The sequence below is a fragment of the Cellulomonas sp. APG4 genome (assembly GCF_009996735.1).
In the GTDB taxonomy this organism is placed as follows: domain Bacteria; phylum Actinomycetota; class Actinomycetes; order Actinomycetales; family Cellulomonadaceae; genus Actinotalea.
Window position 1 is genome coordinate 120413 of sequence record NZ_JAACYI010000002.1, and the last position, 26380, is coordinate 146792.

Here is a 26380-nt window from a genome sequence, read left to right on the forward strand (position 1 = left end):
GGGCACGCCCGCAGGACGGGCCCCACGGTCGCGAGCTCAGGCGAGCCCGCGCCGGGCGAGCAGGGGCGCGATCTCGGGGTCGCGTCCGCGCAGGTCGCGGAAGAAGTCGAGGACGTCACGGGTCCCGCCGCGCGAGAGCAGCGCCGTCCGGAAGCGGTCCCCGTTCTCGCGGCGCAGGCCGCCGTTCTCGGCGAACCACTCGACCGTGTCGGCGTCGAGCACCTCGGACCAGATGTAGGAGTAGTACGCCGCCGCGTACCCGCCGCCGAACACGTGGTTGAAGTAGCTCGTCCGGTACCGCGGGGCCACGGCGTGCACCGCGATGCCCGCCGCCTCGAGCGCCCGTGCCTCGAACGCCTCGACCTCGGCCACGTCCGTGGGCACCTCCTCGGGCGTGAGCGTGTGCCACGCCTGGTCGAGGATCGCCGCCGCGAGGTACTCGGTCGTCGCGAAGCCCTCGTTGAACTGGCGCGAGGCGAGCATCGTCTCGATCCAGGCCCGCGGCATGGGCTCTCCTGTCGCGTGGTGCACCGCGTAGCGCTCGAGCACCGACGGCTCCCACGCCCACATCTCGTTGACCTGCGACGGGTACTCGACGAAGTCCCGGGGCACCTCGGTGCCCGACTGCGACGGCAGGCGCACGTCCGACAGCAGCCCGTGCAGCGCGTGCCCGAACTCGTGGAACGCGGTGATCACCTCGTCCCAGGTGAGCAGGGTGGGCTCCCCGGCGGGCGGCTTGGGGATGTTGAGGTTGTTGACCACGACCGGCAGGTCGTCCAGCAGCCGGCTCTGGTCGACGAGGTTGTTCATCCACGCGCCGCCGCGCTTGGACTCACGCGTGTACCAGTCCGCGAGGAAGAGGCCGAGCGGACCGCCACCTGCATCGCGCACCTCGAACACGCGCACGTCGGGGTGGTAGCCCACGAGATCGACGCGCTCGGCGAACGTCAGGCCGTAGAGCCGGTTCGCCGCATGGAAGACACCGTCGTGCACCACGCGCTCGAGCTCGAGGTAGGGCCGCAGCGCGGCGTCGTCGAGGGAGTAGCGCTCGGCGCGCACCCGCTCGGCGTAGTAGGGCCAGTCCCAGGCCTCGAGCGTCGCGCCTGGCTCGTCGGCCTGCAGCGCACCCTCGAGGTCCGCGGCCTCGCGGCGCGCGTTCGCGGCCGCCGCGGGCGCGAGCCGGGCGAGCATGCTCGCGACGGCCGCCGTCGTGCGTGCCGTCGCGTCCTCGGCGACGTACGCCGCGTGGTGCTCGTACCCGAGCAGCCGCGCGCGCTCGGCGCGCAGACGCGCGAGCTCGAGCAGCGTCGCGCGGGTGTCGTGCTCCCCACCACGCGCCCCACGTCCCACGGACGCCTCGTGCACGCGCCGCCGCACGTCGCGTCGCCGCAGCGCGCCCAGCACCGGCTGGGAGCTGAAGAGCGTGAGCTCGATCAGCCAGCCGTGCTCGTGCCCGCGGTCGGCGGCCGCCTGACGCGCGGCCGCCACCTGCTCGCCGCCCAGGCCCTCGAGCTCGGCCTCGTCCTCGACGAGCACCGCGGAGGCGTTCGACTCGGCGAGCAGCTGACGGCCGAACCGCGACTCGAGCGTCGTGATCCGCGCGTTGAGGTCGCGCACCTGCGCCTGCGCGACCGGGTCGAGAGCCGCACCCGCCCGCGCGACGTCGCGACGCAACGTGTGCAGCAACCAGGCCGCGTCGGCCGCGAGCGAGACCTCGCCCGAGTCGACCCGTGCCGCGAGCGCCTCGAGCCGCGCGTGCAGCCGGGGATCCAGGAGGATCGCGTCCTCGTGGGCCGCGAGCCTGGGTGCCAGCTGCTCCTCGAGCTCGTCGAGCGCGGGACTGCTGTCCGCGCTCGTCCGGTTGAAGAAGACCGTCGCGACGCGGTGCAGCAACGCGCCCGAACGCTCGAGGGCGACCAGGGTGTTCTCCTCGGTCGGCGGAGCCGGGTCGGCCAGGATCGCGTCGACCTCGGCGAGCTCCTCGACCATCCCGGCCTCGAACGCCGGCAGGTAGTGCTCGTCGGCGATGACGGTGAAGTCGGGAAGGCCGTACGGCAGCTCCGAACGTCGGGCGAACGGGTTGGCGGGGTCCAGGGTGGTCGACGTCATGGCCTCATCCTTCCCCGCCCGCCGGTGCGGATGTCGAATCCGCAGGTGGGCTGAGGCGCACGGGCACGGGCATGCCGCGCACCTGCGGCACCACGGCACGCAGCTCGACCGGTGCCTCGTCGGGCCACGGCGCGCGCGGCGCGCGTGGGTCGTGCCGCAGCAGCGTCCCGCGCCACGAGTCGCGTCGTACGCCGCGCTGGACGCCGTCGAGACGCGAGACGCCCTCGATCTCGAAGCCCGCGCGCCACGCGACCCGCAAGGACGGCCAGTTCCCCACGTAGGCGTGCCACGTGACCCGCAGCAGCCCCACCCCGGCCGGGTCGAACGCATGGTCCAGCACCAGGCCCACGGCGCGGCCGAGCAGGCCCTGACGCCTGCCCCACGGGGCGAGCCAGTAGCCGATCTCGCCCGAGCCCTCGGCGATCCCGTGCAGGCCGATCGCGCCCATGAGCCGTCCGTCGACGCGGACCGCCCAGACCAGGTCGCTTCCCGTGGCCCAGCCCGGTTCGATCATGTGGGTGACGAACCCGACCGCGTGCTCACGCAGGTACGGGCTGGGCACGGTCGTCCACTCGCGGATCTCGGCGTCCTGGCACGCGAGGGTGATGTCGTCGACGTCGTCGAGCGTGGGCGGCGTGAGGACGACGACGTCGTCCCGGAGGGTGTGCATCCCGGCACCCTAGACGCCGCCGACGACGGCGGACCCGGCCTTTCCGCCCGGGCCCGCCGTCACCGTCGCCCGGCGTCGCCCCGCCCCAGCACGTCGTCGAACCCGGTGACCGTCAGGCCGTGCGCGTCGGCGACCCCCGCGTGCAGCAGCGCGCCGTCGTGCGTCGTGAGCCCGCGCGCGAGACCGCGGTCGGCGAGCACCGCGTCCCGCCACCCGTGCTCCGCGAGCGCGAGGACGTACGGCAGGGTCACCGCGGTGAGCGCGTGCGTCGAGGTCACCGGGACGATCCCGGGCATGTTCGCGACGCAGTAGAAGATCGCCTCGTGCACGCGGAAGGTCGGCTCGTCGTGCGTCGTCGGTCGGGTGCTCTCGAAGCAGCCTCCCTGGTCCACGGCGATGTCGACCAGCACCGCACCCGGGCGCATGCGCGCCACGAGGTCGTCGGGCACGAGCGTGGGCGCACGCCGCCCGGGCACCAGGACCGCGCCCACCACGAGGTCGGCGCCTGCCACGGCCTCCTCGACCGCCCACGCGCTCGACGCGAGCGTGCGCACGCGCCCTCCGTAGGCCGCGTCGAGCTCGCGCAGGCGGGGCACGTTCACGTCGAGGACCGTCACGTCGGCGCGCAGCCCGACGGCGATGTCGGTCGCGTGCCGGCCCGCCACACCACCACCGATCACCACGACCGACGCCGGCGGCACCCCCGGGACCCCGCCCGGGAGCACGCCCCGGCCCCCTTCGCTGCGCAGCAGGTGGTATGCGCCCACCTGCGTCGCGAGTCGACCGGCGACCTCGCTCATGGGCGCGAGCAGCGGGAGCGCGCCGTCGTCGCGCTCGACCGTCTCGTAGGCGATCGCCGTGGTACCCGCGGTCAGGAGCGCGTCGGTGCAGGCCCTGCTCGCGGCCAGGTGCAGGAAGGTGAACAGCAGCTGGTCGCGCCGCAGGTACGGGTACTCCTCGGCGACGGGCTCCTTGACCTTGCAGACCATCGGTGCGGCCCAGGCGTCGGCGGCCGTGGCCACCACGTGGGCACCCGCCGCGACGTACGCGTCGTCCCCGATGCCCGAGCCGACCCCGGCCCCGGCCTGCACGAGCACCTCGTGACCAGCGGCGACGAGCGCATGGACGCCCGCGGGCGTCAGCGCGACGCGGTACTCGTGGTTCTTGACCTCGCTGGGGACCCCGACCCGCATGCTGCCTCCTCCGTCGCCGTGCTGCGAGAATCCCACGTCGCAGCGGCGCGCGACAGCCCCTTTCGCGCGTCTGTGCCTACCCCATGTGCGGAATCCACGAATCACCCCTCATCAGAAGGCGTTTTCCGCAGCACCGGCGAAAGCGGCGAACCGGTGCGTCCCGTGATGGACTGGGCTCCATGACCGCCGTGTTCCTGAAGTCCCGGGAGAGCGCTCCGGCGGGCTTCTTCGCCTGCGAGGCCGCGGGGCTGCGGTGGTTGGCGGACGCACGGGGGCCACGCGTGGTCCGTGTCCTGGACGTGCGGGACGACGCGATCGAGCTCGAGCGTCTGGAGCCGGCGCCGCCCACCGTCGCGTCGGCCGAGCAGCTCGGGACGGGGCTCGCGCGCATGCACGCGGCCCCCGCGGGGCACTTCGGCTCCCCGCCGCCGGGATGGCGGGGTGACGGGTTCTTCGGGCCGCTCTCCGAGCCCTACCCCCTGCTCGCCGGTGAGCACGTGCGCTGGGGTCAGCACTACGCCCAGCACCGCGTGCGGCAGGTGCGGGACCTGTTGGCCACCCGTGCGGACACGCAGCTGCTCACGGGGCTCGACCGGCTCACCGAACGACTGCTGGACGGCTTGTGGGACGACGACGAGCCACCGGCTCGCGTGCACGGCGACCTGTGGTCGGGCAACGTGGTGTGGACCGAGGCGGGCGCGACGCTCATCGACCCGGCCGCCCACTCGGGCCACCCGCTCGCCGACCTCGCGATGCTCGAGCTCTTCGGCCTGCCGTTCCTCCGTCACGTCGTCGCGGCGTACGAGGCGGCTCATCCCCTGCCGGACGGCTGGCGCGACCTCATCGGTCTGCACCAGGTCTACCCCGTGGGGATGCATGCGGTGCTGTTCGGCGGGGCCTACGTGGACCAGCTCACCGAGCTGGTGGACCGCTACCGCTGACGGTCGATCGATCGGCCGGCGCCGGGCGGTGCGGTGCCGCTCGCGTGACCCGGCCACGGCCGGGCCACGCGAGCCTTGCTGCGGGTCGGGTGCGGCTCAGCGCTCGCGGACGGTGAGCGTGACCACCTGACCGGGCTCGACGGTGCCCTCGTCGGGGCTCTGCGTGACGACCTGGTAGGCGGTCGGGTCCTCGACCTCGAGCGCGGCGCCGGTCTCGTCGACCACCTCGACCTCGAGGCCCAGGGCGGTCAGGTTCGCCTGTGCCGTCTCGAGCACCAGGACGGTGACGTCAGGGATCTCGGCGGGGCCAGCCTCGGCACCCTCGTCGGTGGTCTCCTCGGTGGTCGAGGTCTCCTCGGTCTCGGGAGCGTCCTCGTCGGCCGCGCAACCGGCGGTCAGCAGAAGTGCGGCGGCGGCCAGCGCAGCGGCACCGGTCCGCAGGACGGAGTTCTTCATCGTGTGTGCCCTCCTGAGGCGTCGTCATGGGCGCGTCGTGTGTGCGCCCTGCCCGGGACGGCTCGACCGAGAGTGCTCGGAGGAGCAGCCCACGGTGGCGCGACCACGCTACGCGCTCGCAACGACACCGACGCACGGGATTAACACGGGGAAGCCTCCGACGCCCCGGGGACGTGCGCGTGCCGGGGGCCCGACGTGATCATCGACACACCCGGGCGAGTGGTGCCGCGGGTCGAGCAGGCGCCGGCGGGCCCCTGTCCGTCAGTGCGCGACGCGGTGGACGAGCGCGGCGACGTCGTCGGCCGCGCCGCCCGGGAGCATCCGCGTCAACAGCTCGTCGAGCGAGAGGCGCCCCTGGGCCTCGAGCTCACCCACGGTGCGCTCGAGCCGCGCGAGCCCCGCGCTCAGGGACTCGCCCCGCCGCTCGACCAGTCCGTCGGTGAAGAGCACCAGGGTGTCCCCCGCGCCCACGTCGCGTGAGGCTCGCGGCCGGGGACCGCGGTGGACCGCGAGCGGGGCACCGCCGGCCTGGTCGAGCCACGCGGAGCCGCCGTCGGCACGCCGCAGCAACGGCGGCAGGTGTCCCGCCGAGCTGTAGCTGAGGCGTCCGGCGGCGGGGTCGAGCACGGCGCAGAACACCGTCGTGCACTCGGCACCAGGGAGCGTCTCCGCGAACCGGTCGAGCGCCGCGAGCGTGCCCGCCGCGTCACCGTCCTCGAGGACGATCGCCCGGGCCGCCGCGCGCAGCTGGCCCATCACGGCGGCAGAACGCAGGCCGTGGCCCACGCAGTCCCCGACCACCAGGGCGAGGCGCCCGTCGCGCAGCTCGACGACGTCGTACCAGTCACCCCCCACAGCGAGCGAGCGGTCCGCGGGCCGGTAGCGCGCCTCGAGGCCCGGCACGTCAGGCAGGTCCGGGAGCATCGCCTGCTGCAGCGCGTCGCTGACGACCCGCAGCTCGTGCACCTCTCGCGTGTGCCGCAGCGTGCTGGTCAGGGCCGTGCCGATCGTGACGGCGACGAGGTCGAGGAACCGGCTGTGACCCGCGTCGAAGGGGCGGCGGGGGCTTCCCTCGAGCACCACGACACCGGCGGCACGCGCGTCCCGCGTGCCCGCGAGGGGCGCGACCAGGCACGAGCCGATCCGCACGGCCGCGAGCGTGCGGGCGACGGACCCGAGGACGTCCCGCGTGACCGTGAGCGGCAGCGGTGCGCGCGTGACCCCGATCTGCTCGGGGGACTCGTCCCCGGCCCACAGGTAGACGCCGCCCGAGCGGATGTCGGCGCTGTCCTCGAGTGCCGTGACGACGGCGCCCGCGAGCTCGTCGACCCCGCCGCCGAGGTCGGCGAGCGTGGCCGCGAGGCCGGTGACGAACTCGAGCCGCCGTCGGTCCACCACGCTCTCGGTGGTCTCGTAGGCGATGTCGAGCACGCCCGCCACCGCCCCGCGCTCGTCGCGCAGCGCGCTGTAGGAGTAGCTGAAGAACGCCTCCTCGAGGAAGCCCGAGCGGTGCATCATGAGCAGCTGGTCGACCTGCCACGACGGGCGCCCGGTGTCGAGCACCTCGCGGAAGATCGGGGCGATGTCGTCCCAGATCTCGCTCCACACGACTGCGGTGGGCGCCCCCATCGCCGCCGGGTGCTTGTCCGCGGCGAGGAGGCGGTACCCGTCGTTGTAGATCATCGTGAGCTCGGGGCCCCAGGTGACCAGCACGGGGAACCTCGTGCCGAAGCACATCACGACGGCCGCACGCAGCGCGGGGGGCCAGTCCTCGGGCGGACCGAGCACCGTGCGCGACCAGTCCGTCGCGCGGACCAGCTCACCGGTCTCGGACCCCTCGGTGGCCTGGAGGAGCCAGTCCGGTGTCATCCCCGGAGTCTAGGGACGTTCACCCGAGCCGCACGCGCTCGAGCGGACGCGGGACGTTGGCACGTGGCGCAGGTGGTGACCACGCGACAGCCTCGTGGCCTGTCCGAGGCCGAGACCGGGACGGGACCTACGTCGCGCCGGGCGCGTGGGGGTGCGGTGCGTGGGAGCGCAGCTCGCGCAGCACGTGGACGAGCAGGCGGTCGAACGTCGCGGGGGCGTGGGAGTTGACGTCGTGGCCCGCCCGCGGGACCACGTGGAGCTGGGCACGCGGGTGGGCGACGAGGAACCGCCGCTCGTCGAGCCGCAGCGGGTCGCGCGCACCGTTGACCAGGTGCACCGGCAACGGGAGGTGCACGTGCTCGGCGAGCCTGCGCAGGTCGCCGATGGGCGAGTAGCCACGCATCGCCGCGAGCATGTCGGCCACCACGTGCCAGGTGTGGCGGCCGGGCCGCAGGGCCTCCGCGAGCCGCAGCGACGCCCAGCGGTAGAAGCGCAGCGGCTTGCCGCGGATCTCCGTCGAGCACCCCGACAGCACGAGGCCCGCGACCTTGCGCGGGTGGCGGGCCGCGTACGCGAGCGACGCGTAGCCGCCGAGCGAGAGTCCGACGAGCACGGGCGGCTGCGCACAGCCGACGACCGCGTGGTCGATCGCCCGCAGGGCGCCCCGGAAGGTGAAGCGCTCGTCGAGCCGGCTGCCGTGCCCGGGCAGGTCCACAGTGACGGCGGTGTGGCCGTGCTCGCGCACGGTGCGCACCTGGCGCGCCCAGATCGCCGAGCTGGTCCGGGTGCCGTGGACGAAGACGACGGGATGGATGGGGACGACCTCACACGGACGGACGGGCCGGACGCTCCGCGGCGCACCGGCTCGTCCAGGATAGGCCGCGGCCGGCGACGACGCGGGGTCGCGTCCGGGAGGTTCCGCTCAGAGCGGAGCGCCGTGCGCGGAGGAGCCCTCAAGTCCGCACCCCGGGCGGACGATGACGTCGAGGTGAAGGGCGGGACCCCGGCACGGCTCGAACAACCCGTCGCCCTCGGCGTCGGGTGGGTCGGCGCTGCGGCCGGTCTGACCGTGCTGGCCGCCGTGCGCGGTGACGGCACGTGGCTCGTCGTGCGCGACGTCGCGCTCGCCGCGACGTTCCTCGCGGCGGCCGTCCAGCTGACGAGGCGGTCGCGGTCGGCCAGGACGGCTGCCGACTCGGAGCTGCGTCTGTGGCAGGCGTTCGCGCTCGCGTTCTACGTCCTCGCCCTCGCCTCGTCGCTGCAGGTGCTGCTCGTCCACGTGGTCACGCTGCCGCTCGAGGTCGGGGTGGGCGCGGCCGGCTTCGTCGCCGCCTCGGCGCTCGCGGTGATGTACCAGGGCCTGATCCGGTGGAACCGTGTCGCGGGCCTCACCGGCGACCCGGGCGACTGGCTCAACGGCGTCGCGGCGGTCCTCGTCGGCGTGGCGCTCGCCAACGTCGTGCTCGCCGCCGTCGACGCGGCACCCACGGCTCCCACGGGCTGGGTGCTGCAGGGCGCGCTCGTCCGCCTCGTGGGCGCGGTCGTGGTGCTGGGCACCGTCGTGTCGCTTGCCGGTCTCGGCGGGCTCGCGCGCGATCGTCGGCTCTGGTTCGTCACCGTCGCGCTCGGGCTCGTCGTCGCGGGCGAGGTCTCCTTCGTCATGGGCTCGGGTGACGCCGGTACCGCACGTCAGCTCGTGCTCGCCTGGACCGTCGCGACCGTCTGCATCAGCGTCGCGGCGGCCGCCCGCGTCCCAGCGGTCCGGTCCAGGCCGGCCACCACCCTGGCGCCCACCGTGGGAGCCCTAGTCGTGCTCGCGGTCGCCGTCTCCGTCGCCCTGCTCGTCGCTCGCGGTCTCGCCGTCGCACCGGGCGAGGACGTCGCCTCCGCCCTGGGGATCGCCGCGTTGCTCGCCGTCGTCGCCGCCCTGCTCGCCGGCGCACGGATCGGTCGTCTCGTCCGCGACCTGGTCCACCTCGCCCAGAGCCGGCACGAGGCGCTGACGGACGACCTGACAGGCGTCGCCAACCGCCGCGCACTGGTCACGCACCTGACCGACAGGCTCGCCCGAGGCAGGGCGACCACGCTCCTGGTCGTCGACCTGGACCGCTTCACGAGCATCAACGACCGGTACGGGCACACCGCCGGGGACGCCCTGCTCCGATTCGTCGCCGACCGTCTCGTGGGGGCGGTCGCGGGCGACGGGATCGTCGCGCGCCTCGGCGGCGACGAGTTCGCCGTCGTCCTCGACACGTCGCCGACGGACCCGCGCCTCATGGGTGAGCGTCTCGCGGTCGTCGCGGGATCGACCCTCGAGATCGACGGTCGACGGGTCCGCGCGAACGCGAGCGTGGGCGTCGCCCAGGCACCCGAGCACGACCAGGTCGATCCCGACGAGCTGCTGCGGCGCGCGGACGCAGCCCTCTCGCGGGCGAAGGCGAGGGGCTCGGGCACCGACCTGTACGACGAGGAGATCGACCGGGCCGTGCACGAGCGCGCGCGCCGCACCGACGAGCTGCGACGGGTCCTCGCCCCGTTCGGTCTCCGCGGCCACGCCCTCGTGGTCCACTACCAGCCGCAGATCGACCTGCGGGACGACACGGTCCGCGGGGTCGAGGCGCTGGTGCGCTGGCAGCATCCGGGGCACGGGCTGCTCTCCCCGGCGCAGTTCATCGACCTCGCCGAGCAGGACGGCCTCATGGGACCCCTCACGAGCGAGGTGCTCCGCCAGGCCGCACGCGATGCCGTGCAGTGGCGCGCGGTCGGGGTGACGCTGCGGGTCTCGGTCAACATCTCGGCGTCCTTCCTCGCGGACCCGGACCTGCTGCCGCTCGTCGACGACGTCCTGGAGACGACGGGCCTGCCGCCGGCCGACCTCGTGCTCGAGGTGACCGAGTCCACGCTCATGGACGACCCCGAGCGCGGGCTTCAGGCGGCCCGTGCCATCAGGTCCCGCGGCGTCGGCCTGAGCATCGACGACTACGGCACGGGTTACTCCTCGCTGTCCTACCTGCGCGACCTGCCCGCGACCGAGCTCAAGCTGGACCGGTCGTTCACCCGCCGTCTGCTGGACGACGACCGGACACGCGCGATCGTGACGGCGACGGCGGATCTCGCCCACCGTCTGGAGCTCCGGTTGATCGCCGAGGGCGTCGAGGACGAGCAGACGCTCGCGGCGGTCCGCGAGCTGGGCTGCGACGAGGTCCAGGGATTCGTCCACAGCCGCCCCCGGCCCGCGGGTGAGGTGCTGGGGTGGGTGCAGGCACGGGAGGGGACACCCGCGGCCCGGTCCGACGGGATCGGCTGGGCGCTGTAGCCGGGCACGAGGGACCGCGCGGAGGGTCTACCGGTCCTGCACCAGCCGTGGCGACCCGACGCGCGTGCTCACCCCTGGCGAGAAGTGCACGAGCGGAGCCCCGGGCGGGAGCTCGAGGCCGGCGACGTCGCACGGCAGGGCGGTGAGCTCGACTCGCGCGTCGTGCAGGGGCCAGGGCGGGTGCTCGACGGGGACGTGCACGAGTCGGCGGCCCACGCGACCCCAGGTCCCCCACCGGCCGGTGAGGGCGTCGAGCAGCTCGCTGCGGTCGGCGTCGGCGATCGCGGGGCCCACCGTGGTGTGCGCCTCGAAGCGTTCGTCGCGGTCGGTCCCCAGACCCGCGAACGCGTACGTGTGCACGCCGTCGGGCGCACGCACGGCTGACGACGCGGCGTGCACGTAGGGCAGGCCGACCAGTCGCATGGCCCGCACGAACGACCGGCGCGGGCAGACGAGGCGGAAGAACCACACGCCGGTGCGGCCACCCGGCCCGCGCACGTAGGTGCGCACGTTGCACTCGGGGAACGTGGACCAGCGGGGGTGCGCGGGCAGGCCGGGCATGCGCACGTCCCGCATACGGAAGGGCACGACGGCGAGCCACGCGTCGCCGTCGAGCACCTCGACCTCGAGCCCCCGCGGGAGCCGCTGCTGGACGGCTCCGGCGTCCACGCGCCAGTGCAGGAACGTGAGGTCCGCCCAGTCCTGGAGGTTCACCGCGCGTCGGATCGCGTACTCGGGGTCTCGACCGGCCACGGGGACATCCTGCCGCGTCCCGGCCGCGGTCGAAGATCAACTCGTTCGGCCCACGCGCTCCGTGCGCCGGGTTCCCTAGCCTCGCGATGGTCCCGTGCCTGGGACGTTCGTCCTGCCTGAACGGAAGCCGATGTCCCCCACCGCCTCGTCGCCCGCCGTCGACCGCGCCCGGAGGTCGTCCGCGCGGCTCGTACGCGCGCTCTCCTTCGCCCTGGCACTCGTCGTGCTCGGCACGCCCGCCGCCCTCGTGCTGCCCAGCCCGGCCGCGGCGGCCCCGGCGACGGTCGAGGCGAGCGGCCTGCCGTACGTCGACCCGCTGCTCGTCGGTGGCCGGTGGGCCGACGCCGACCTGACCGTCGCGTTCCCCGCGAGCGCCGCCGAGGTGGGGGCCGACGCCCTGTACTTCAGTGCGTTGACGACGGCGGAGACCGGCGCGGTCGAGGCGCTGCTGAGCCGCTGGGCAGCGGTCTCGCGCCTGACCTTCACCCGGACGAGCGACGCGGCCGCCGCCGACCTGCGCGTGTACTGGCTCCACTCCCCCGACAACATCACGGCGCGGGCCTCGGACTTCCCCGGGCCGGACACCACGCACGTGGACGTGCAGCTCGGCGCGGCGATCAACGGCGCGGACCTCGCCCGACCGGGCTCGTACTCGTCGTTCACGGCGCTGCACGAGATCGGGCACGCCCTGGGGCTCAAGCACCCGCACACCGCCGTGGACGGCTTCCCCGCCGCGGCACCCGAGACCGACGGCGTCCCGCTCAGCGTCATGAGCTTCCGCTCCTACGTCGCGGGGCCGGTCAGCAGCTACTCGCTCGCCGACGGCAGCTACCCGACCGGGCCCATGCTGCACGACGTCGCCGCGCTGCAGCACCTGTACGGCAGCTCGGGCCAGAACGCGGGCGACACCACGTACAGCTTCGACCCGACGGCTCCCGTCATCCTGATGACGGTCTGGGACGCCGGCGGCTCGGACACGTACAACTTCTTCTCCTACGCGACGGACCTGCGCGTCGACCTGCGCCCGGGCGGCTGGACGGACCTGGGCGGGCAGCACGCCGTGCTCGACACGGCCGACGGCAGGACGCACGACGCCAACGTCGCCACCGCCTACGCGCCCGCCGACGCACCGGGGGCCCTGATCGAGAACGTCGTCGCCGGCTCGGGCGACGACGTGCTGATCGGCAACTCCGCCGACAACCGGTTCACCGGTCGCGGCGGCGACGACGTGGTGGTCCTCGACGCCTCGTCGCCGAACGGGACGGACACGGTGACGGACCTCTCCGTGGGGGACGCCGTCGAGGTGCGCGACCTCGCCGCACCGGGTGAGCCGGTCCAGCCGCTCGTCGACGTCAGCACGGGGACGGGCGCGTCGGTCGCCCGCGGCCAGGTCGAGGTCGAGCAGGCTCCCGGGCGCCTGCACGTCCACATCGGGCTCGACGACGCCGCCGGCGCGGATGCGACGGTCGTGCTGCCGGGCACCGCGACACCCGCGTCCGTGGTCGCCACCGGAGGCCGGCTCGAGCTGGTCCCCGCGCCTCCGCCCGCCCCGACGGATCTCCGCCTCGTCGAGGCGAGCGACACAGGTACCCCGCACGACGGCGTGACGAGCGCCACGACGCCGGTCGTCACCGGCACGGCGTGGCCCGGCAGCACGGTCACGCTGCGCGACGGCGGGACGACCGTCGGAACCACGACGGCCACCGGCACCGGTGCGTGGCAGCTCACGACGAACCCGCTCGCTGAGGGCGACCACACGCTGACGGCCACGGCCACCGCCGCCGTCCTCGGCGTCACCCTGACCTCGGGCGCGAGCCCGGCCCTCGCGGTCGTGGTGGACACGACCGCGCCGTCCGCCCCGTCGCTCGACCCGCTCCCGGTGCGGGCCACCCAGACGGCGAGCACGACCGTCGGCACCATGAGCGCCGACGACGGCGGCCGGCCCGTGACCTTCGAGCTCGGTGCGGGCGGCGCCGACGACACGCTGTTCGACCTCGACGGGACGAGGCTCGTGCTGCGCGACCCGGCGGCGGCCGGCCCGGGCGACCTGCACGTGCGCGTGACCGCGGTCGACGAGGCGGGCAACGCCACCTCGTCGGGCTTCGTTGTGCCGGTGCTGCCCAACGCGCTCCCCCGGCTCACGGGCGTGCCCACGACGCCGCAGGCGGCCGTCACCGGCCAGGCCGCATCGCTCGCGCCGCTCGCCGTCACCGACGCCGACGGGGATCGCCTGACGCTCACGCTCACCCCGACGAACGCTCGCGTCACGGGACTCGTCCCCGGCACGTCGGGCGGCGTGACCACCCTCGTGAACGGGTCCGGCTGGACGCTCGAAGGCACGCCGTCCGCCGTCGACGGCGCCGTCGCGCGTGCCGGCCTCGTCCCGACCGCCCCCGGCGCGGCGACGCTGGCCCTGTCGGTCGACGACGGCTTCGGCGGGCGCGACACCGCCGTGTGGCGGCTCGCGGCGACCTCGGCGCAGGTCGTGACCGCCCAACCGCGCGACGTGCGTGACGCGGTTCCGGGTGGCACGACCGAGCTGGCGGTCCGGGTCGCGGACGCCTCCGCGACCGCGACCGTCGTCTGGGAGCGTGCCGCGGCGGTCGACGGTCCGTGGCACGCGGTCCCGGGGGCTGCAGACCTCACCCTTCGCATCCCTGTGAGCGCGGACGACGCCGGCTGGTACCGGGCGACGCTCACGGGTACCGACGGCAGCGTCGTGGTGACGCGCGCCGCGCAGGTCACCGTGTGGTCGGTGACCGACCGTGTCGGCTCGGACCACGAGGACGTCGCCGAGCGCTTCCCGGACGCGCGTGACGTGCACGACGTCGTCCCGGGCCTCGACCTGTCGACCCTGCCGGGCCGCGTGGACCTCGACGTGCCGTGGCACGCGGCGGACTCGGCGGTGACGGTCTACGCGTACTCCTCACCGCGCGAGCTGGGCACCTTCCCGGTGCGCGACGGCCGCGCGGTGCTCACCGACCTCCCTCTCGAGGCCGGCGAGCACTACCTCGTGCTCGTGGGCGTCGACACGGCGCAGACCCTCGTGCTGCGCTACGACACCGCGGACGCCAGCAGGTCCTCGGGCGTCTCCACGGCGGCGTCGGGTGGGCGCGTCCTCGCGAGCACCGGGTTCGCAGCCGACTCGGCGATCGCCGCGGCGGCCGCGCTGGTCCTGGCAGGTGCACTCGTGCTCGTGATCGCCGCCCTGCGGCGCCGGGACCGGCCGCACGGCGCATAGACGCAGCGCGGCCCCACCCCGGTCGCGGACACCCACCTCGGAGCCGAGACTGGTCGGACGCATCGAGGACGGGAGCACACCATGCAGCGCAGATGGACGACCGTCACGTCGTGGACGGCGGCCCTCACCCTGGGCGTCGGCACGCTCGCCGCTTGCGGCCAGGAGGCACCGGAGCCGGGTGAGGACGTGACCGTGGCCGACGTCGCGGGGGCCGAGCTCGACGCGGGCGACGGAGAGACCGCGTGGATCGAGCGCCCGGTCACGGTGACCGGACAGGTGGTCCAGGTCCTCGACCCCGGCGCCTTCCTCATGGGTGACCCGGGCGTGCTGGAGCCGTCGGTGCTCGTGCTGAGCCCGCAGACGGACTTCACGGAGCTGGGCCTCGACATCACGGACCTGGTCGTCGAGGACGAGACGACCGTCGAGGTGTCGGGCACGGTGCGCCGGCTGTCGTTGGGCGAGTTCCAGGAGGACTACGAGATCCCCTACGACGAGAACGTCTTCGAGGAGTACGCAGGCGACGCCGTCATCGTCGCCGATAGGCTCGTCGCCACCACGGCGGACTGACGAGCGGACTCACGACCTGAGCGAACCACGAAGGCCCCCGACCACGTCTCCGCGGTTCAGGGGCCTTCAGGTCGCTGTCTCAACGAGTGTCCGGAGGGGGACTTGAACCCCCACGCCCTATACGGGCACTAGCACCTCAAGCTAGCGCGTCTGCCATTCCGCCACCCGGACGAGTGGACCCGACGAACCCTTGCGGATCCCTCGAGCGCGGCAGCAAAGATAGCACGGTGTGGCGGGTCTGCTGACCTCGCGCCCAGGCGGCAGACTGGACGCCGGTGGGCGCCGTCGGCGCCTCGGGGGAAGGACGCACATGACCGAGCGGGACGACGCCTCCGGGGTCGAGACCGAGCGACCGAAGGCCAGCACACGCCATCTGGCCGGGGCCACCCCGGCCGCGAAGCGTGTCGCCGGTGCGCGGCGCAACCCGTCGGTCGTCGGCTACGAGCAGTCCGCCCCGCAGTGGCTGCGCGCGATGGCGGGCTGGTCGTGGCGGATCCTGGTGGTGATCGCCGCGATCGCCCTGGTCTTCTGGGCCACCGCCAAGGTGCTCCTCGTCTTCATCGCGGTGTTCCTGGCGCTCGTGTTCACCGCCGTGCTGCGACCGGTGGTCAACGGCATGTCGCGCGTGATGCCTCGCGGGCTCGCGGTCGCGCTGTCGCTGATCGGCGCGGTGCTCGTGGTGCTGGGCCTGCTCACCTACGTGGGCTTCTCGGTGGCCGGCCAGTGGACCCGCCTGGGCGAGCAGTTCAACGTCGGCATCCAGGCGATCCTCGAGCTGCTCGAGTCGAGCCCCCTGCACCTGACGGTGACCAACGAGGACGTGCAGGGCTGGCTCGACCAGGCCCAGCAGTGGATCTCGGAGAACTCGAGCGAGATCGCGAGCCAGGCGTTGTCGAGCGCGAGCTCGGTGGGCCTCGTCTTCATGGTCCTCGCGCTCGCCACGTTCTGCACCGTCTTCTTCCTGAGCCGCGGCATGGAGATGTGGGGCTGGTTCCTCAACCAGATCCCGTCGCGCATGCGTGAGTCCTGGTACATCGGCGGTGGGGTCGCCTGGTACACGTTCTCGGGCTACACGCGCGGCACCGTGATCATCGCGGCGGCCGACGGCGTGCTCGCCGTGATCGCGCTGCTCATCCTCGGGGTACCGCTCGCCGCTCCCCTCGCGGTGCTCGTGTTCATCGGCGCGTTCATCCCGCTCATCGGCGCCCCGCTCGCGATGGTCATCGCGATGATCGTGGCCCTCGCCGCCAACGGTGTGGTCAACGCGATCCTCGTGGGCGTGGTCATCGCCCTCATCGGTCAGTTCGAGGGCCACATCCTGCAGCCCCTCGTGATGGGCAAGCAGGTGTCGCTGCACCCCGTGGTCGTCGCGCTGTCGGTCACCGGCGGGACGCTCGTCGCGGGCATCCTCGGGGCCGTGATCGCGGTGCCCCTCATCGCGGTGGCCTGGGCCGTGTTCGCGCGCCTGCGGCACGTGGACCCGCCCACGGACCTCGCCCAGCTCGAGACTGCCGTCGGGCCTCCCGAGGTCGCGGCGGCACCGGCACGTGACGACGACGAGGAGTAGCCGCCCGGACGCGGCGGTCAGCGGAAGTCGCGCGACGTGCTCGGCACGCGCAGCGACAGCGGGGCCAGGTGCTCGGCGAGCAGGTTCGTCGCGCCGTCCGCGCGCTCGAGGCGTCCGCGCACCACGAGCGCGGGCGATCCGCGCGCGATGCGCCGGAACCGCTGCCACAGGCCCGCGGTGCAGATGATGTTGAGCAGCCCGGTCTCGTCCTCGAGGGACAGGAAGGTCACCCCCTGGGCCGTGCCCGGCCGCTGCCGGTGGGTCACGACCCCCGCGACCGCGACGCGCCGTCCGGGCTCGTGCACGAACGCCTGCTCGACCCGCAGCACCCCCGCCGCGTCGAGCCCCTCGCGCACGTACTGGGTCGGGTAGGAGTCCACCGACACCCCGGTGGCCCACACGTCCGCCATCGCGGTCTCGACCTCGCCCATGCCCGGCAGGGTGGGCGCCTCGATGCCGACGGCGACCCCCGGGAGGGTGTCGGGGCCCTCGAGCGCGAGCGCGCCCGCGGCCCACAACGCCTCGCGGCGCTCGACACCCAGGCTGCCGAGCGCACCCGCCGTGGCGAGGGACTCGAGCTGGGCCGTGCTGAGCCGCACACGTCGCACGAGGTCACGCAGCCCCGCGAACGGACCGCCGTCCACGCGCTCGGCGACGAGCCGCTCGGCCACCTCCTCCCCCACCCCGCGCACCGACGCGAGGCCGAGGCGCACCGCGAGCGTGGGGTCGACGGCGAGCGCCACCTGACCAGGGCGGGTGCGGGTCCCGGGTGCGGACGGCTCGGCCGCTCTCCCCGACGGGGCAGTCGTGGGCCCGCCCACCCCCGAACCTGCCTCGTGCGACCCGTCCCGTCGAGGTGCGAGACGTTCGAGACCCGCGCGCACGCCCGAGGCCTGCACGTCGGGGCGCAGCACCGTCAGGCCGTGCCGCCGCGCGTCGGCGACAAGCGACTGCGGTGAGTAGAAGCCCATGGGCTGGGCCGCTAGCAGCCCGGCGTAGAAGGCCGCCGGGTGGCGCACCTTGAGCCAGGAGCTCGCGTAGACGAGGTAGGCGAACGAGTAGGCGTGGGACTCGGGGAAGCCGAAGTCCGCGAACGCCTTGAGCTTGTCGTAGACCTGCTCGCGCACCGCGGGGTCGTCGACACCGCGCGCGGCCATGCCCGTCATCAACCGCTCGCGCAGCGCCTCCATGCGCTCGACGGACCGCTTGGAGCCCATCGCCCGGCGCAGCTGGTCGGCCTCGGCACCCGAGAAACCCGCGACGTCGATGGCCATCTGCATCAGCTGCTCCTGGAACAGCGGCACGCCGTGGGTCTTGGCCAGGGAGGGTTCGAGCAGGGGGTGCAGGTAGGTGACGGGTTCACGCCCCCGCACCCGGTTGATGTACGGGTGCACCGAGCCGCCCTGGATGGGGCCGGGGCGGATGAGCGCGACCTCGATCACGATGTCGTAGAAGCGCCGCGGCTGGAGCCGTGGCAGCGTCGCCATCTGCGCGCGTGACTCGACCTGGAACACCCCCACCGTGTCAGCCGCGCACAGCAGGTCGTAGACCGCCGGGTCCTCCTGCGGCAGCGTGTGCAGCCCGAGCTCGACACCCTCGTGCTCGGCCACGAGGCCGAAGGCGATCCGCAGCGCGGAGAGCATGCCGAGCCCCAGCAGGTCGAACTTCACCAGGCCGGCGTCGGCGCAGTCGTCCTTGTCCCACTGGAGCACCGTGCGACCCGGCATCCGCGCCCACTCCACGGGGCACACCTCGATCACCGGGCGGTCGCACAGCACCATCCCACCCGAGTGGATGCCCAGGTGCCGCGGCAGCCGCAGCATGCGCTCGGCGAGGTCGATCACGGCCTCGGGCACGTGCGCCTCCTCGGCGGCCGACGGCGGCAGGTGCGCCGGCACCACGTCGTGCCCGTCGGCGGTAGGCGTGCCCGCGACGTCGAGCGGTCCCGGATGACCCGCGTGCGGGCGGTCGGGCGGTCCGTGGCCGAGCGGCCCCACGGGCGCGGCGCGCTCGAGCCGCCACCACGGGCTGGGGCGTTCCGGCCCCCGCAGCGAGCCCCAGCGCTCGATGCTCTTGCTCCACGCGTCCTGCTGCCCGACGTCGTACCCGAGGGCGCGGGCGGCGTCGCGCACGGCCGAACGCGGACGGTAGGAGATGACGTTGGCGACCTGGGCTGCGTGCTCGCGGTCGAAGCGCTCGTAGACGTACTGGATGACCTCCTCGCGACGCATCGACTCGATGTCGACGTCGATGTCCGGCGGGCCGTCGCGCTCGGGGGCCAGGAAGCGCTCGAAGAGCAGTCCGTGCCGCACCGCGTCGACGGCCGTGACCCCGAGGGCGTAGCAGACCGCCGAGTTGGCCGCCGAGCCGCGGCCCTGGGCGAGGATGCCGCGCTCACGGCAGAACGCCACCAGGTCGTGGACGATGAGGAAGTACCCCGGGAAGCCGAGGCTCTCGATCACGTCGAGCTCGTGCGCGATCTGGCGGTAGGCGCCCGGCACCCGCTCGGCCTCGGGCGACCCGTACCGGTCGAGCGCGCCACGCCGCACGAGCTCGCGCAGCCAGCTGGCCTCGTCGTGGCCCGGCGGCACGGGGTAGGGCGGGAGGTCGGGAGCGACGAGCGCGAGGTCGAACGCGCACTCGGTGGCCAGCTGCGCCGCGGTCGCGACGGCCTGCGGGTACCGCCGGAAGCGCCACGCCATCTCGACCGGCGAGCGCAGGTGCGCCCCCGTGCCACCGGGCAGCCACCCGTCGACGTCCTCGAGGCTCGAGCGGGCGCGCACCGCGGCGAGCGCCCCCGCGAGGTCGGCGTCGGCCGGGCGCGCGTAGTGGACGTTCCCCGTCGCCACGAGCGGCAGGTGTGCACGCCGCGCGAGCTCGGCGAGCGCGTCGACCCGCTCGGAGTCCCACGGGTCGCCCGTGTCGATCGCCTCGACCGCCACGTTCTCGCGGCCGAACAGCGCGACGAGCCGGTTGAGCTCGATGCGTGCGGCGTCCAGGTCGAGGGCGCGCCCGTCGCTCGGGTCCCCCAGGGCCTGTCGCACCGCACCCTTGCGGCAGCCGGTCAGCACGAGCCACTGACCGTCGGCGGCCTCGGCGAGCCGTTCGAGCCGGTGGTCCGCGGCGCCCTTGGTGCCGGTCACGAGGTGGGCCTGCGCGATCGCGCGGGACAGCGCGCGATAGCCGTCCGGGCCCCGGGCCAGCACGACCAGGTGCGTCGCGCGCGGGTCGGGCGTCCCGGTGGGCGGGTCCAGCACGCCACCCGGTGCGGCGAGGTGCAGCTCGGCGCCGAAGACCGTCGGCAACCCCACACGACGCGCGGCCTGCGCGAAGCGGACCACGCCGTACAGGCCCTCGTGGTCGGTCAGCGCCAGGGCCGAGAGGCCGAGCCGGTGGGCCTCGGTCACGAGCTCCTCGGGCTGGCTGGCGCCGTCGAGGAAGCTGAAGGCCGAGTGGGCGTGCAGCTCGGCGTAGCGGGGGGCGTCGTCAGTCATGGCGCGCCTCAGTCATAGTGCGCCTCGACCGACCACACGCCGTCGTGCAGGGCCAGCAGCACGGCCCTGCCGTCCGCGAGGGTCACCTGCAGGTAGACCCGGCGCGACGGCGCGGTCGACCACCACCGCTGCACCACGGGCCAGGGCCCGGCCCAGCCGGTGACGGCGGTCTCCCGCTCGGGGTCGCCCGGGCCCGAGGGCCACCACACCACCGCAGGCTCGGCGCTCATGCCGAGCCTGGCGTCCACCTGGACGCGACGGCCGTCGCTCCCGCACAGCTGGACCTCGAGCGGCTCGGCGAGCACGGTCGCGGGGGCCGGTCCGGGCAACCGACCAGGCCAGGGCGCCGTCGTCGGACGTGCGGGCGGGGCGGCGTCCCCCCACGGGACCAGGTGCACCTGGTCCCGCAGGTCCCGCCCGCCCTGGACGGCCGCGCTCAGCACGGCGTCGGCCCCCAGCAGTCCCTGCACGCGCAGCAGCGCGCGGTGGGCGCGCAGGTCGGTGCCGCGCGCCTCGCCCCACAGCCGTCCCTGCTCGGCCCCCACCGCCACGACGTCCTCGGCCCGCAGGGCGAGCCTGACCAGCGGCGCGACGGCGGGAGCACCCTCGCGTTCCCCGCCACCGACGGGCGCGTGGGTGAGCCAGCCCTCGAGCTGCCAGCGCACCCGGTCGGTCATCCGCGCGGCCGAGAGCCCACCCAGCACCGCGTCGGTGCGCCACGTGCGCGTGAGCTCGTGGCCGTCCTCGGTGCGCGCGGTGATCTGCAGGCGACCGCAGCCCGCACCCCGCTCGACCAGCTGCGCGTGCAGCTGCTCGGCGAGTCTTCTCGCGGCGAAGGCCGCGGCCTCGACGCGTTCGACGGGCGGGTCGAGCTCGCTCTCGACGGCGACGTCGGGCTGGGTGCGGCGCAGCGCCGTCGGGCGGTCGTCCTCCCCCGCGGCGACCTGGTGCGCCCAGCCGCCCACCCGTCCGAACCTCGCCTCGACGTCGGCGCGGGGCAGGCGGGCGAGGTCGCCCAGCGTCCGCAGCCCGAGCCGTCCCAGCAGGTCGACCAGCTCGGCCACCTGCGTCGCCGTCTGCTCGTCGGTCGCGACGTGCACGAGCTCGCCGATGCCCCGTGGGGCGAGGAAGGCGGCTGCCGTGCCCGCGGGCACGAGCCGCCCGCCGCGCGCCGCGAGCACCGCGGCCCCCACACCGTCGGACACTCCCACCTGCGCGTCGTGGCCGGTCTGCTCGGCCACGGTCTCGACGAGGTGCCGCGCGAGCGCCTCCTCCGAGCCGTGGTACCGGCTCGCACCGTCCGAGGGCAGCAGGAGCAGGCCGGGCCGGGCGACCTCGGTGCCGGCCACCACGTCCTCGACCGCGACCGTGACAGGCTCGAACAGGCGGACGTCACGGCCCAGGTCGGCAGGGAGCAGCACGAGCTCGGGGCAGCACTCCTGGGCCTGCCGGCGCCGCATGCCGCGCCGCACACCCGCCGCACGCGCGAGGGCCGAGACCGCGGTGACCCGGCGCCCGTCGTGGACCCCGGCGGGCAGGTGCGCCGGGACCTCCTCCGCGGTCGTCGCGGCCAGGACCGGCCAGTCGGGCACCCACACCGCGGCCGTCCGGACGGGAGAGGTGCGGGCCGTCACCCCGCACGCTCCTCGAGCCCGGTGGCCTCGTCGGTCAGCACCGTCGCACCGGCCCGTGCGGCCCCGGCCGTCCCTGCACCCGGCACCTGGACGTCGGCGCTCCGCCCGAGGGTCGCTGCGCCGCGACCGCTGCGCCGCACCGTGAGCCGCCGCGTACGCAGGCGGCCGTCGCCCCTGCCGAGCCCCTCCCACTGCGACCGCTCGGCCGTGAGCACCACCTGCGCCCCGGGCCACGCACCGGTCGGGAGCAGCACCGCGGAACGCTCACGTGCGCGCGCACCCAGCCTGCGCTGGTCCGCCGCCGAGAGCGGCACCTCGGGGCCCACCACGACCACGTCGAACCCGTCGAGCAGCGCGGCCAGGACCACGGGACCGTCCGGCCCCGGCGAGGGCACGAGGACGACGCGCTCGAGCACCAGGCCCAGGTGGTGCGCGGCCAGCACCCCCACCTCCGGGAGGCCGACGACCGCCACCCAGCTGCCCGCACGCGAGGCCTCGACCAGCAGCGCGAGGACCAGCGACGTCGACCCCTGCACCACCACGGTGCTGCCACGGTCGAGACCGCCCGAGGGCAGCAGCCGGGCGAGGTGACCGGTGACCGGGAGCACACGTGCCGCGCCCGCGGGCTCGACCTCGGGTGCGGGCGGGCGGGCGGGCGCCTCCACCACGTCCTCGTCGGGCCCGTGCGGCACCGGACGCACCGGCCGCACCCAGCGCGCCGCACCCGTGCGCTCCTCGGCCCGTGCGAGAGCGGCCCGGGCGCGTGCGACCCTTGCGGCACGCTCGTCGTCGGGACCTCGCGCGTCGTCTGGCCGGGAGACGACGTCGTCCACGGAGACGGCACTCATCGCACTCCTCCCGCGGTGACGGCGACGGCTCGAACCTCACGTTCGAACACCTGTTCGACTACTCTCTCAGTAGACGCCGACACCGTGAGGGCTGTCAATCCGCCGCCGGACCGCCACCGCCCGCGTCACCCGTCTGCCGGTCGGTCCCGGATGCGCACGCCCCAGGGCTCGGCATGATGGGAGCCGACAACCCGCCGCGACCGCCCGGAGACACCATGGACCTCGCCGACCGTCCCGTCGCCCCCGAGCCCTACGGCCAGCTCCCGCCGGTCCCGTCGTTCACGCTGACCAGCACGGACGTGACCGACGGCGAGACCCTCGCGGAGCGCTTCACCGCCGCGGGCGGGAGCACCTCGCCGCAGCTGACCTGGTCGGGCTTCCCCGACGGCACACGTGGCTTCCTCGTCTCGTGCTTCGATCCCGACGCCCCGACCCCGGCAGGCTTCTGGCACTGGACCGTCGCGAACCTCCCCCTCGGCACCACCGAGCTGCCCACGGGTGCGGGCTCGCCCGACGGCACCCACCTGCCCGACGGCGCCGTCCAGCTGCGCAACGACGGCGGCTCGGTGGGCTACACCGGTGCCGCGCCGCCCGCGGGTGACCGCGCGCACCGCTACGTGCTCGCCGTGCATGCGCTCGACGTCGACCACCTCGACCTCGACGGCGACGCGAGCCCCACGAAGGCGGCCTTCCTGGCCCTCTTCCACACCCTCGGCCGCGCGACGCTCACGCCCACCTTCCAGGCCTGACCGCTCCCCGGGCAGCGGCTCAGGTATGACCTGTCGGTCCCTGGCAGGGCGGGCCTAGCATCGCGAGCATGGAGCTCGGGGTCCTGGGTCCCCTCACCCTCCGGCAGGACGCACACACCACCGCCGTCGTCGGCTCCCGGCGCCGGTCGCTCCTGGCCGCCCTCCTGGCGCACCACGGCGCGACGGTCGGCGTCGACGAGCTGGTCGACGCCCTGTGGCCGGACGACCCACCCCCGAGCGCCCGGCACACCCTGCACACCCACGTGTCGCGGCTGCGCACGGGCCTGGGCCTCCCGGTCGAGGCCGACGACGGCGGCTACCGGCTCGCGGTCGAGCAGCTCACCACGGACGCCGAGAGGTTCGAGGCGGACGTCGACGCCGCTACCTCGACCGACGACGACGCGCGGGCGGTCGTGCTGCTGCACGACGCGCTCGCGCTCTGGCGCGGGCCGCCCTTCGGCGGTGCCGTCGACGGCCGCGCCGCCCGTGGCGAGGCCGCCCGGCTCACCGAGCGCAGGCTCCACGCCGCGGAGATGCTCGTCGCCCGCCTGGTCGCGACGGGACGCGTGGCCGAGGCCGTGCAGCAGGCCGAGGCCCTCGTGGGAGCCGAGCCGACGCGCGAGAGCGCGTGGGTGAGCCTGATCGACGCCCTGGTCGCAGCGGGACGGCCGGCGGACGCCGTCGCGGCGTACAGCCGCGCGGCCGATGCGCTCGACGAGCTCGGCCTGCTGCCCTCGGCGGGCCTGCGCCAGGCGCACACCGACGCCCTCACTGCGCCTGGACGCGACGCGCCCCGGCCGCACGAGCGTACGGGCCCGTCGTCGGACGCGGTCCCGGGCGACGTCCCCGTGGTCCCGTCAAGCCTCGTCGGACGCGAGCGCGACGTCGGCACGGTCGCGGCCCTGCTCGACCGCGCCCGGCTCGTCACGCTCGTCGGCCCGGGAGGCGTCGGCAAGACGCGACTCGCGCTCGAGGTCGCCCGGCGTCGCGCGCGGCACCACCGGTCCGGGGCGCGCGTGGTCGAGCTCACGACCCTCGACGACCAGGCGTCCGTGCCGTCGGCCGTGCTCACGGCCCTCGACGTCGGCACCCAGGGCGGCCCCGTGCCGCCCGCGCTGCGGCGTGCGGGCGGGCTCGACCTGCTCGTGGTGCTCGACAACTGCGAGCACGTGGTCGACGCGGTGGCCGAGGTGCTCGAGCACCTGCTCGCGGGGCACCGCGTGACCGTGCTGGCGACGAGCCGCGAGCCGCTCGGCCTCCCCGGTGAGCACGTGCACGTGGTCGAGGCGCTGACCACGCACGGCGCCGACCCGGCGGCGCGCCGCCTCTTCGTCGAGCGCGCCGTGGCGGCCGGTGCACGCTCCGACCTCGACCCGGTTCTGGTGGACCGCGTGGTCGAGCGCCTCGACGGGCTCCCCCTCGCGATCGAGATGGCGGCCGCGCGGGCCGCGACGACGGCGTTGCCCGATCTCGCCGCGGCACTCGAGCGCGAGCTCGACCACGAGCTCGCGCGGCTGCGCGACCCCCGCCGGCGCGGCGCCGAGCGGCACCGGACGCTGCGCGCGGTCATCGCGTGGTCCGAGGCCGTGCTGGAACCCGCCGAGCGAGCCGCGCTGCACCGTTGGCCCGTGTTCTCGGGCCCGGTCGAGGCGCAGGACGCCGAGGCCGTGCTCGGCGCCGGGCCGGAAGTGGTCGAGGCCCTCGTACGTCGCTCGCTGCTCGTGCTCGACCCCCGGGCCGCCGACGGCCGCAGCCGGTACCGGATGCTCCACACGGTGCGCTCGGCCGTGCGGTCCGGTGAGCCCGCGCAGGTGCTCGCGCCGCTCCGCGAACGTCACGCGCTCCATGTGCTCGAGGTCGCGAGGGAGGCCGACGCCCGGCTGCGCACACCCGCCGAGCCACGTGCGGTCACCCGCCTGTCCTCCTTCGTGCCCGAGCTGCGCGCCGCGCACGCCTGGGCCCGCGAGCACCACCCGGCGCTCGGCACGCACCTCTCGGGGGCGCTGCACCTGTTCGCGGTCAGCACGCTCGACGACGAGGTGCTCGACTGGGCGGCGAGGCTCGCCCCGTTGCTGGACAAGGACGACGGCGTCGCGGTCGCGCACCTGGGAATCGCGGCGCGCCTCGTCAAGGCCGGCGAGCTCGGCGCCGCGGTCGAGCGCGCCCAGCTGGCCCTCGACCTCGCGCGCGACGACGTCGAGCGGCTACGCGCCCTCGACCTGCTGGCGGACGCACCCATCTACGACGGCCGGTTCGCCGAGTGCCGCCGTCGGGCCGGCGAGCTGCACGCGCTCGCGCTCGACGTCGGCGACCCGGTCTACGCCACCGCGGCCGCCGTCTCGTTCGGTCTCACCCATGCGTACGAGGGCGACACCGCCACGGCGAGGGCGGAGCTCGCCCGAAGGCGCGACGTGCTCGTGGCGCGCTTCGGTGAGCTCGGTCCGTCCAACCTGGGCTGGTTCGCGTACACGGCGGGTGAGATCGAGGCCGAGGCGGACCCGGGGACGGCACTGACCCACCTCGACCGTGCCCGCACGCTCGCCGACGCGGCCGGCCACCGCTACCTGGGCGGCGTCGTGCGGGTCTCCGCCGCGAGCCTGCGGGTGCGGCACGGCGATCCCGCGGCGGCGGTCCCCGCGGTCGAGGAAGTCGTGCGCTGGTGGCGGGACCGCGCCGACCGCACCCACCTCGTCACGACCCTGCGCAACGTCGTCGACCTGCTGCTGCGTCTTGGCGAGCCGCGTGCGGCCGCCGAGCTCTGGGCCGCCGTCGCGCCCACCCGGGTCTCCCGCAGCTTCGGAGCCGAGCTCGCACGGCTCGAACGGGCGCGCGACGAGCTTGCCGGCCGGCTGCGACCCGACGAGCTCACGGCCGCCGAGGCGGCTGGCCGCGCACGCGACGTCGACGACGCGGCCGAGGTGCTGCTCGACGTGCTGCGCACCCTGCGCGGCACCTCGAGCAGCACCCGGTGAC

The 26380-nt window shown here is 74.9% G+C and carries 17 protein-coding genes and 1 tRNA gene; 7 read left to right on the forward strand and 11 right to left on the reverse strand.

Annotated features, from left to right (window positions below):
• Positions 1-36 precede the first annotated feature (36 nt).
• Genes GXB85_RS02650 through ald form a run of 3 tightly spaced genes read right to left on the reverse strand, consistent with a single transcriptional unit; the run spans position 37 to position 3972 of the window.
• On the reverse strand, positions 37-2109 hold the full coding sequence (locus GXB85_RS02650) for a M3 family metallopeptidase (protein WP_161916084.1): 2073 nt from the start codon (positions 2107-2109) through the stop codon (positions 37-39).
• A 4-nt stretch (positions 2110-2113) separates the two neighbouring features.
• On the reverse strand, positions 2114-2779 hold the full coding sequence (locus GXB85_RS02655) for a GNAT family N-acetyltransferase (RefSeq protein ID WP_161916085.1): 666 nt from the start codon (positions 2777-2779) through the stop codon (positions 2114-2116).
• Positions 2780-2838: 59 nt separating this feature from the next.
• Positions 2839-3972 (reverse strand): alanine dehydrogenase, encoded by a 1134-nt coding sequence (ald, locus tag GXB85_RS02660; protein ID WP_161916086.1) that lies wholly within the window; start codon positions 3970-3972, stop codon positions 2839-2841.
• Between the two features lie 179 nt (positions 3973-4151).
• On the opposite strand from ald, the gene GXB85_RS02665 reads away from it, so the two are divergent.
• Entirely contained in the window at positions 4152-4913 is a 762-nt protein-coding gene (locus GXB85_RS02665; protein ID WP_161916087.1) for a fructosamine kinase family protein, read from the forward strand.
• A gap of 96 nt (positions 4914-5009) precedes the next feature.
• Here GXB85_RS02665 and GXB85_RS02670 read toward each other — a convergent pair whose 3' ends face one another.
• The 3 genes from GXB85_RS02670 to GXB85_RS02680 form a co-directional block, all read right to left on the reverse strand.
• Entirely contained in the window at positions 5010-5369 is a 360-nt protein-coding gene (locus tag GXB85_RS02670) for a PASTA domain-containing protein (RefSeq protein WP_161916088.1), read from the reverse strand.
• Positions 5370-5630: 261 nt separating this feature from the next.
• Complete coding sequence (locus tag GXB85_RS02675) at positions 5631-7238, reverse strand: SpoIIE family protein phosphatase (RefSeq protein WP_161916089.1); 1608 nt, start codon at positions 7236-7238, stop codon at positions 5631-5633.
• 127 nt (positions 7239-7365) lie between these two features.
• Positions 7366-8052 (reverse strand): alpha/beta fold hydrolase, encoded by a 687-nt coding sequence (locus GXB85_RS02680; RefSeq protein ID WP_161916206.1) that lies wholly within the window; start codon positions 8050-8052, stop codon positions 7366-7368.
• 123 nt (positions 8053-8175) lie between these two features.
• On the opposite strand from GXB85_RS02680, the gene GXB85_RS02685 reads away from it, so the two are divergent.
• The gene (locus GXB85_RS02685) at positions 8176-10554 is read left to right on the forward strand and encodes a bifunctional diguanylate cyclase/phosphodiesterase (RefSeq protein WP_161916090.1); all 2379 of its coding nucleotides are present in this window, start codon (positions 8176-8178) and stop codon (positions 10552-10554) included.
• Positions 10555-10581: 27 nt separating this feature from the next.
• On the opposite strand, the gene GXB85_RS02690 is transcribed toward GXB85_RS02685, so the two are convergent.
• Complete coding sequence (locus GXB85_RS02690; protein WP_161916091.1) at positions 10582-11307, reverse strand: DUF2071 domain-containing protein; 726 nt, start codon at positions 11305-11307, stop codon at positions 10582-10584.
• 130 nt (positions 11308-11437) lie between these two features.
• Between GXB85_RS02690 and GXB85_RS02695 the strand changes: the two genes are divergently transcribed.
• Both GXB85_RS02695 and GXB85_RS02700 read left to right on the forward strand, forming a co-directional pair.
• Complete coding sequence (locus GXB85_RS02695; protein WP_161916092.1) at positions 11438-14548, forward strand: M10 family metallopeptidase C-terminal domain-containing protein; 3111 nt, start codon at positions 11438-11440, stop codon at positions 14546-14548.
• Between the two features lie 81 nt (positions 14549-14629).
• Positions 14630-15115, forward strand: coding sequence for a hypothetical protein (locus GXB85_RS02700; protein ID WP_161916093.1), 486 nt, complete (start codon positions 14630-14632; stop codon positions 15113-15115).
• An 87-nt stretch (positions 15116-15202) separates the two neighbouring features.
• Here GXB85_RS02700 and GXB85_RS02705 read toward each other — a convergent pair.
• Positions 15203-15286: transfer RNA gene (locus GXB85_RS02705), tRNA-Leu, on the reverse strand.
• Positions 15287-15425: 139 nt separating this feature from the next.
• Here GXB85_RS02705 and GXB85_RS02710 point away from each other — a divergent pair.
• Positions 15426-16682: an AI-2E family transporter gene (locus GXB85_RS02710; RefSeq protein WP_161916094.1), complete on the forward strand. Its 1257-nt coding sequence runs from the start codon at positions 15426-15428 to the stop codon at positions 16680-16682.
• Positions 16683-16699: 17 nt separating this feature from the next.
• Here GXB85_RS02710 and GXB85_RS02715 read toward each other — a convergent pair whose 3' ends face one another.
• Genes GXB85_RS02715 through GXB85_RS02725 form a run of 3 tightly spaced genes read right to left on the reverse strand, consistent with a single transcriptional unit; the run spans position 16700 to position 22658 of the window.
• On the reverse strand, positions 16700-20176 hold the full coding sequence (locus tag GXB85_RS02715; RefSeq protein ID WP_161916095.1) for an error-prone DNA polymerase: 3477 nt from the start codon (positions 20174-20176) through the stop codon (positions 16700-16702).
• An 8-nt stretch (positions 20177-20184) separates the two neighbouring features.
• Positions 20185-21810: a DNA polymerase Y family protein gene (locus GXB85_RS02720; protein ID WP_161916096.1), complete on the reverse strand. Its 1626-nt coding sequence runs from the start codon at positions 21808-21810 to the stop codon at positions 20185-20187.
• Positions 21807-22658 (reverse strand): hypothetical protein, encoded by an 852-nt coding sequence (locus tag GXB85_RS02725; RefSeq protein WP_161916097.1) that lies wholly within the window; start codon positions 22656-22658, stop codon positions 21807-21809. The genes GXB85_RS02720 and GXB85_RS02725 overlap by 4 nt, the downstream gene beginning before the upstream one ends.
• 215 nt (positions 22659-22873) lie before the next feature.
• Between GXB85_RS02725 and GXB85_RS02730 the strand changes: the two genes are divergently transcribed.
• Positions 22874-23407 carry a YbhB/YbcL family Raf kinase inhibitor-like protein gene (locus tag GXB85_RS02730; RefSeq protein WP_161916098.1) on the forward strand — a complete coding sequence of 178 codons (534 nt, stop codon included), beginning with the start codon at positions 22874-22876 and terminating at the stop codon, positions 23405-23407.
• A gap of 68 nt (positions 23408-23475) precedes the next feature.
• Positions 23476-26379, forward strand: a complete 2904-nt coding sequence (locus tag GXB85_RS02735) for a BTAD domain-containing putative transcriptional regulator (RefSeq protein WP_161916099.1) — start codon at positions 23476-23478, stop codon at positions 26377-26379.
• Position 26380 lies beyond the last annotated feature (1 nt).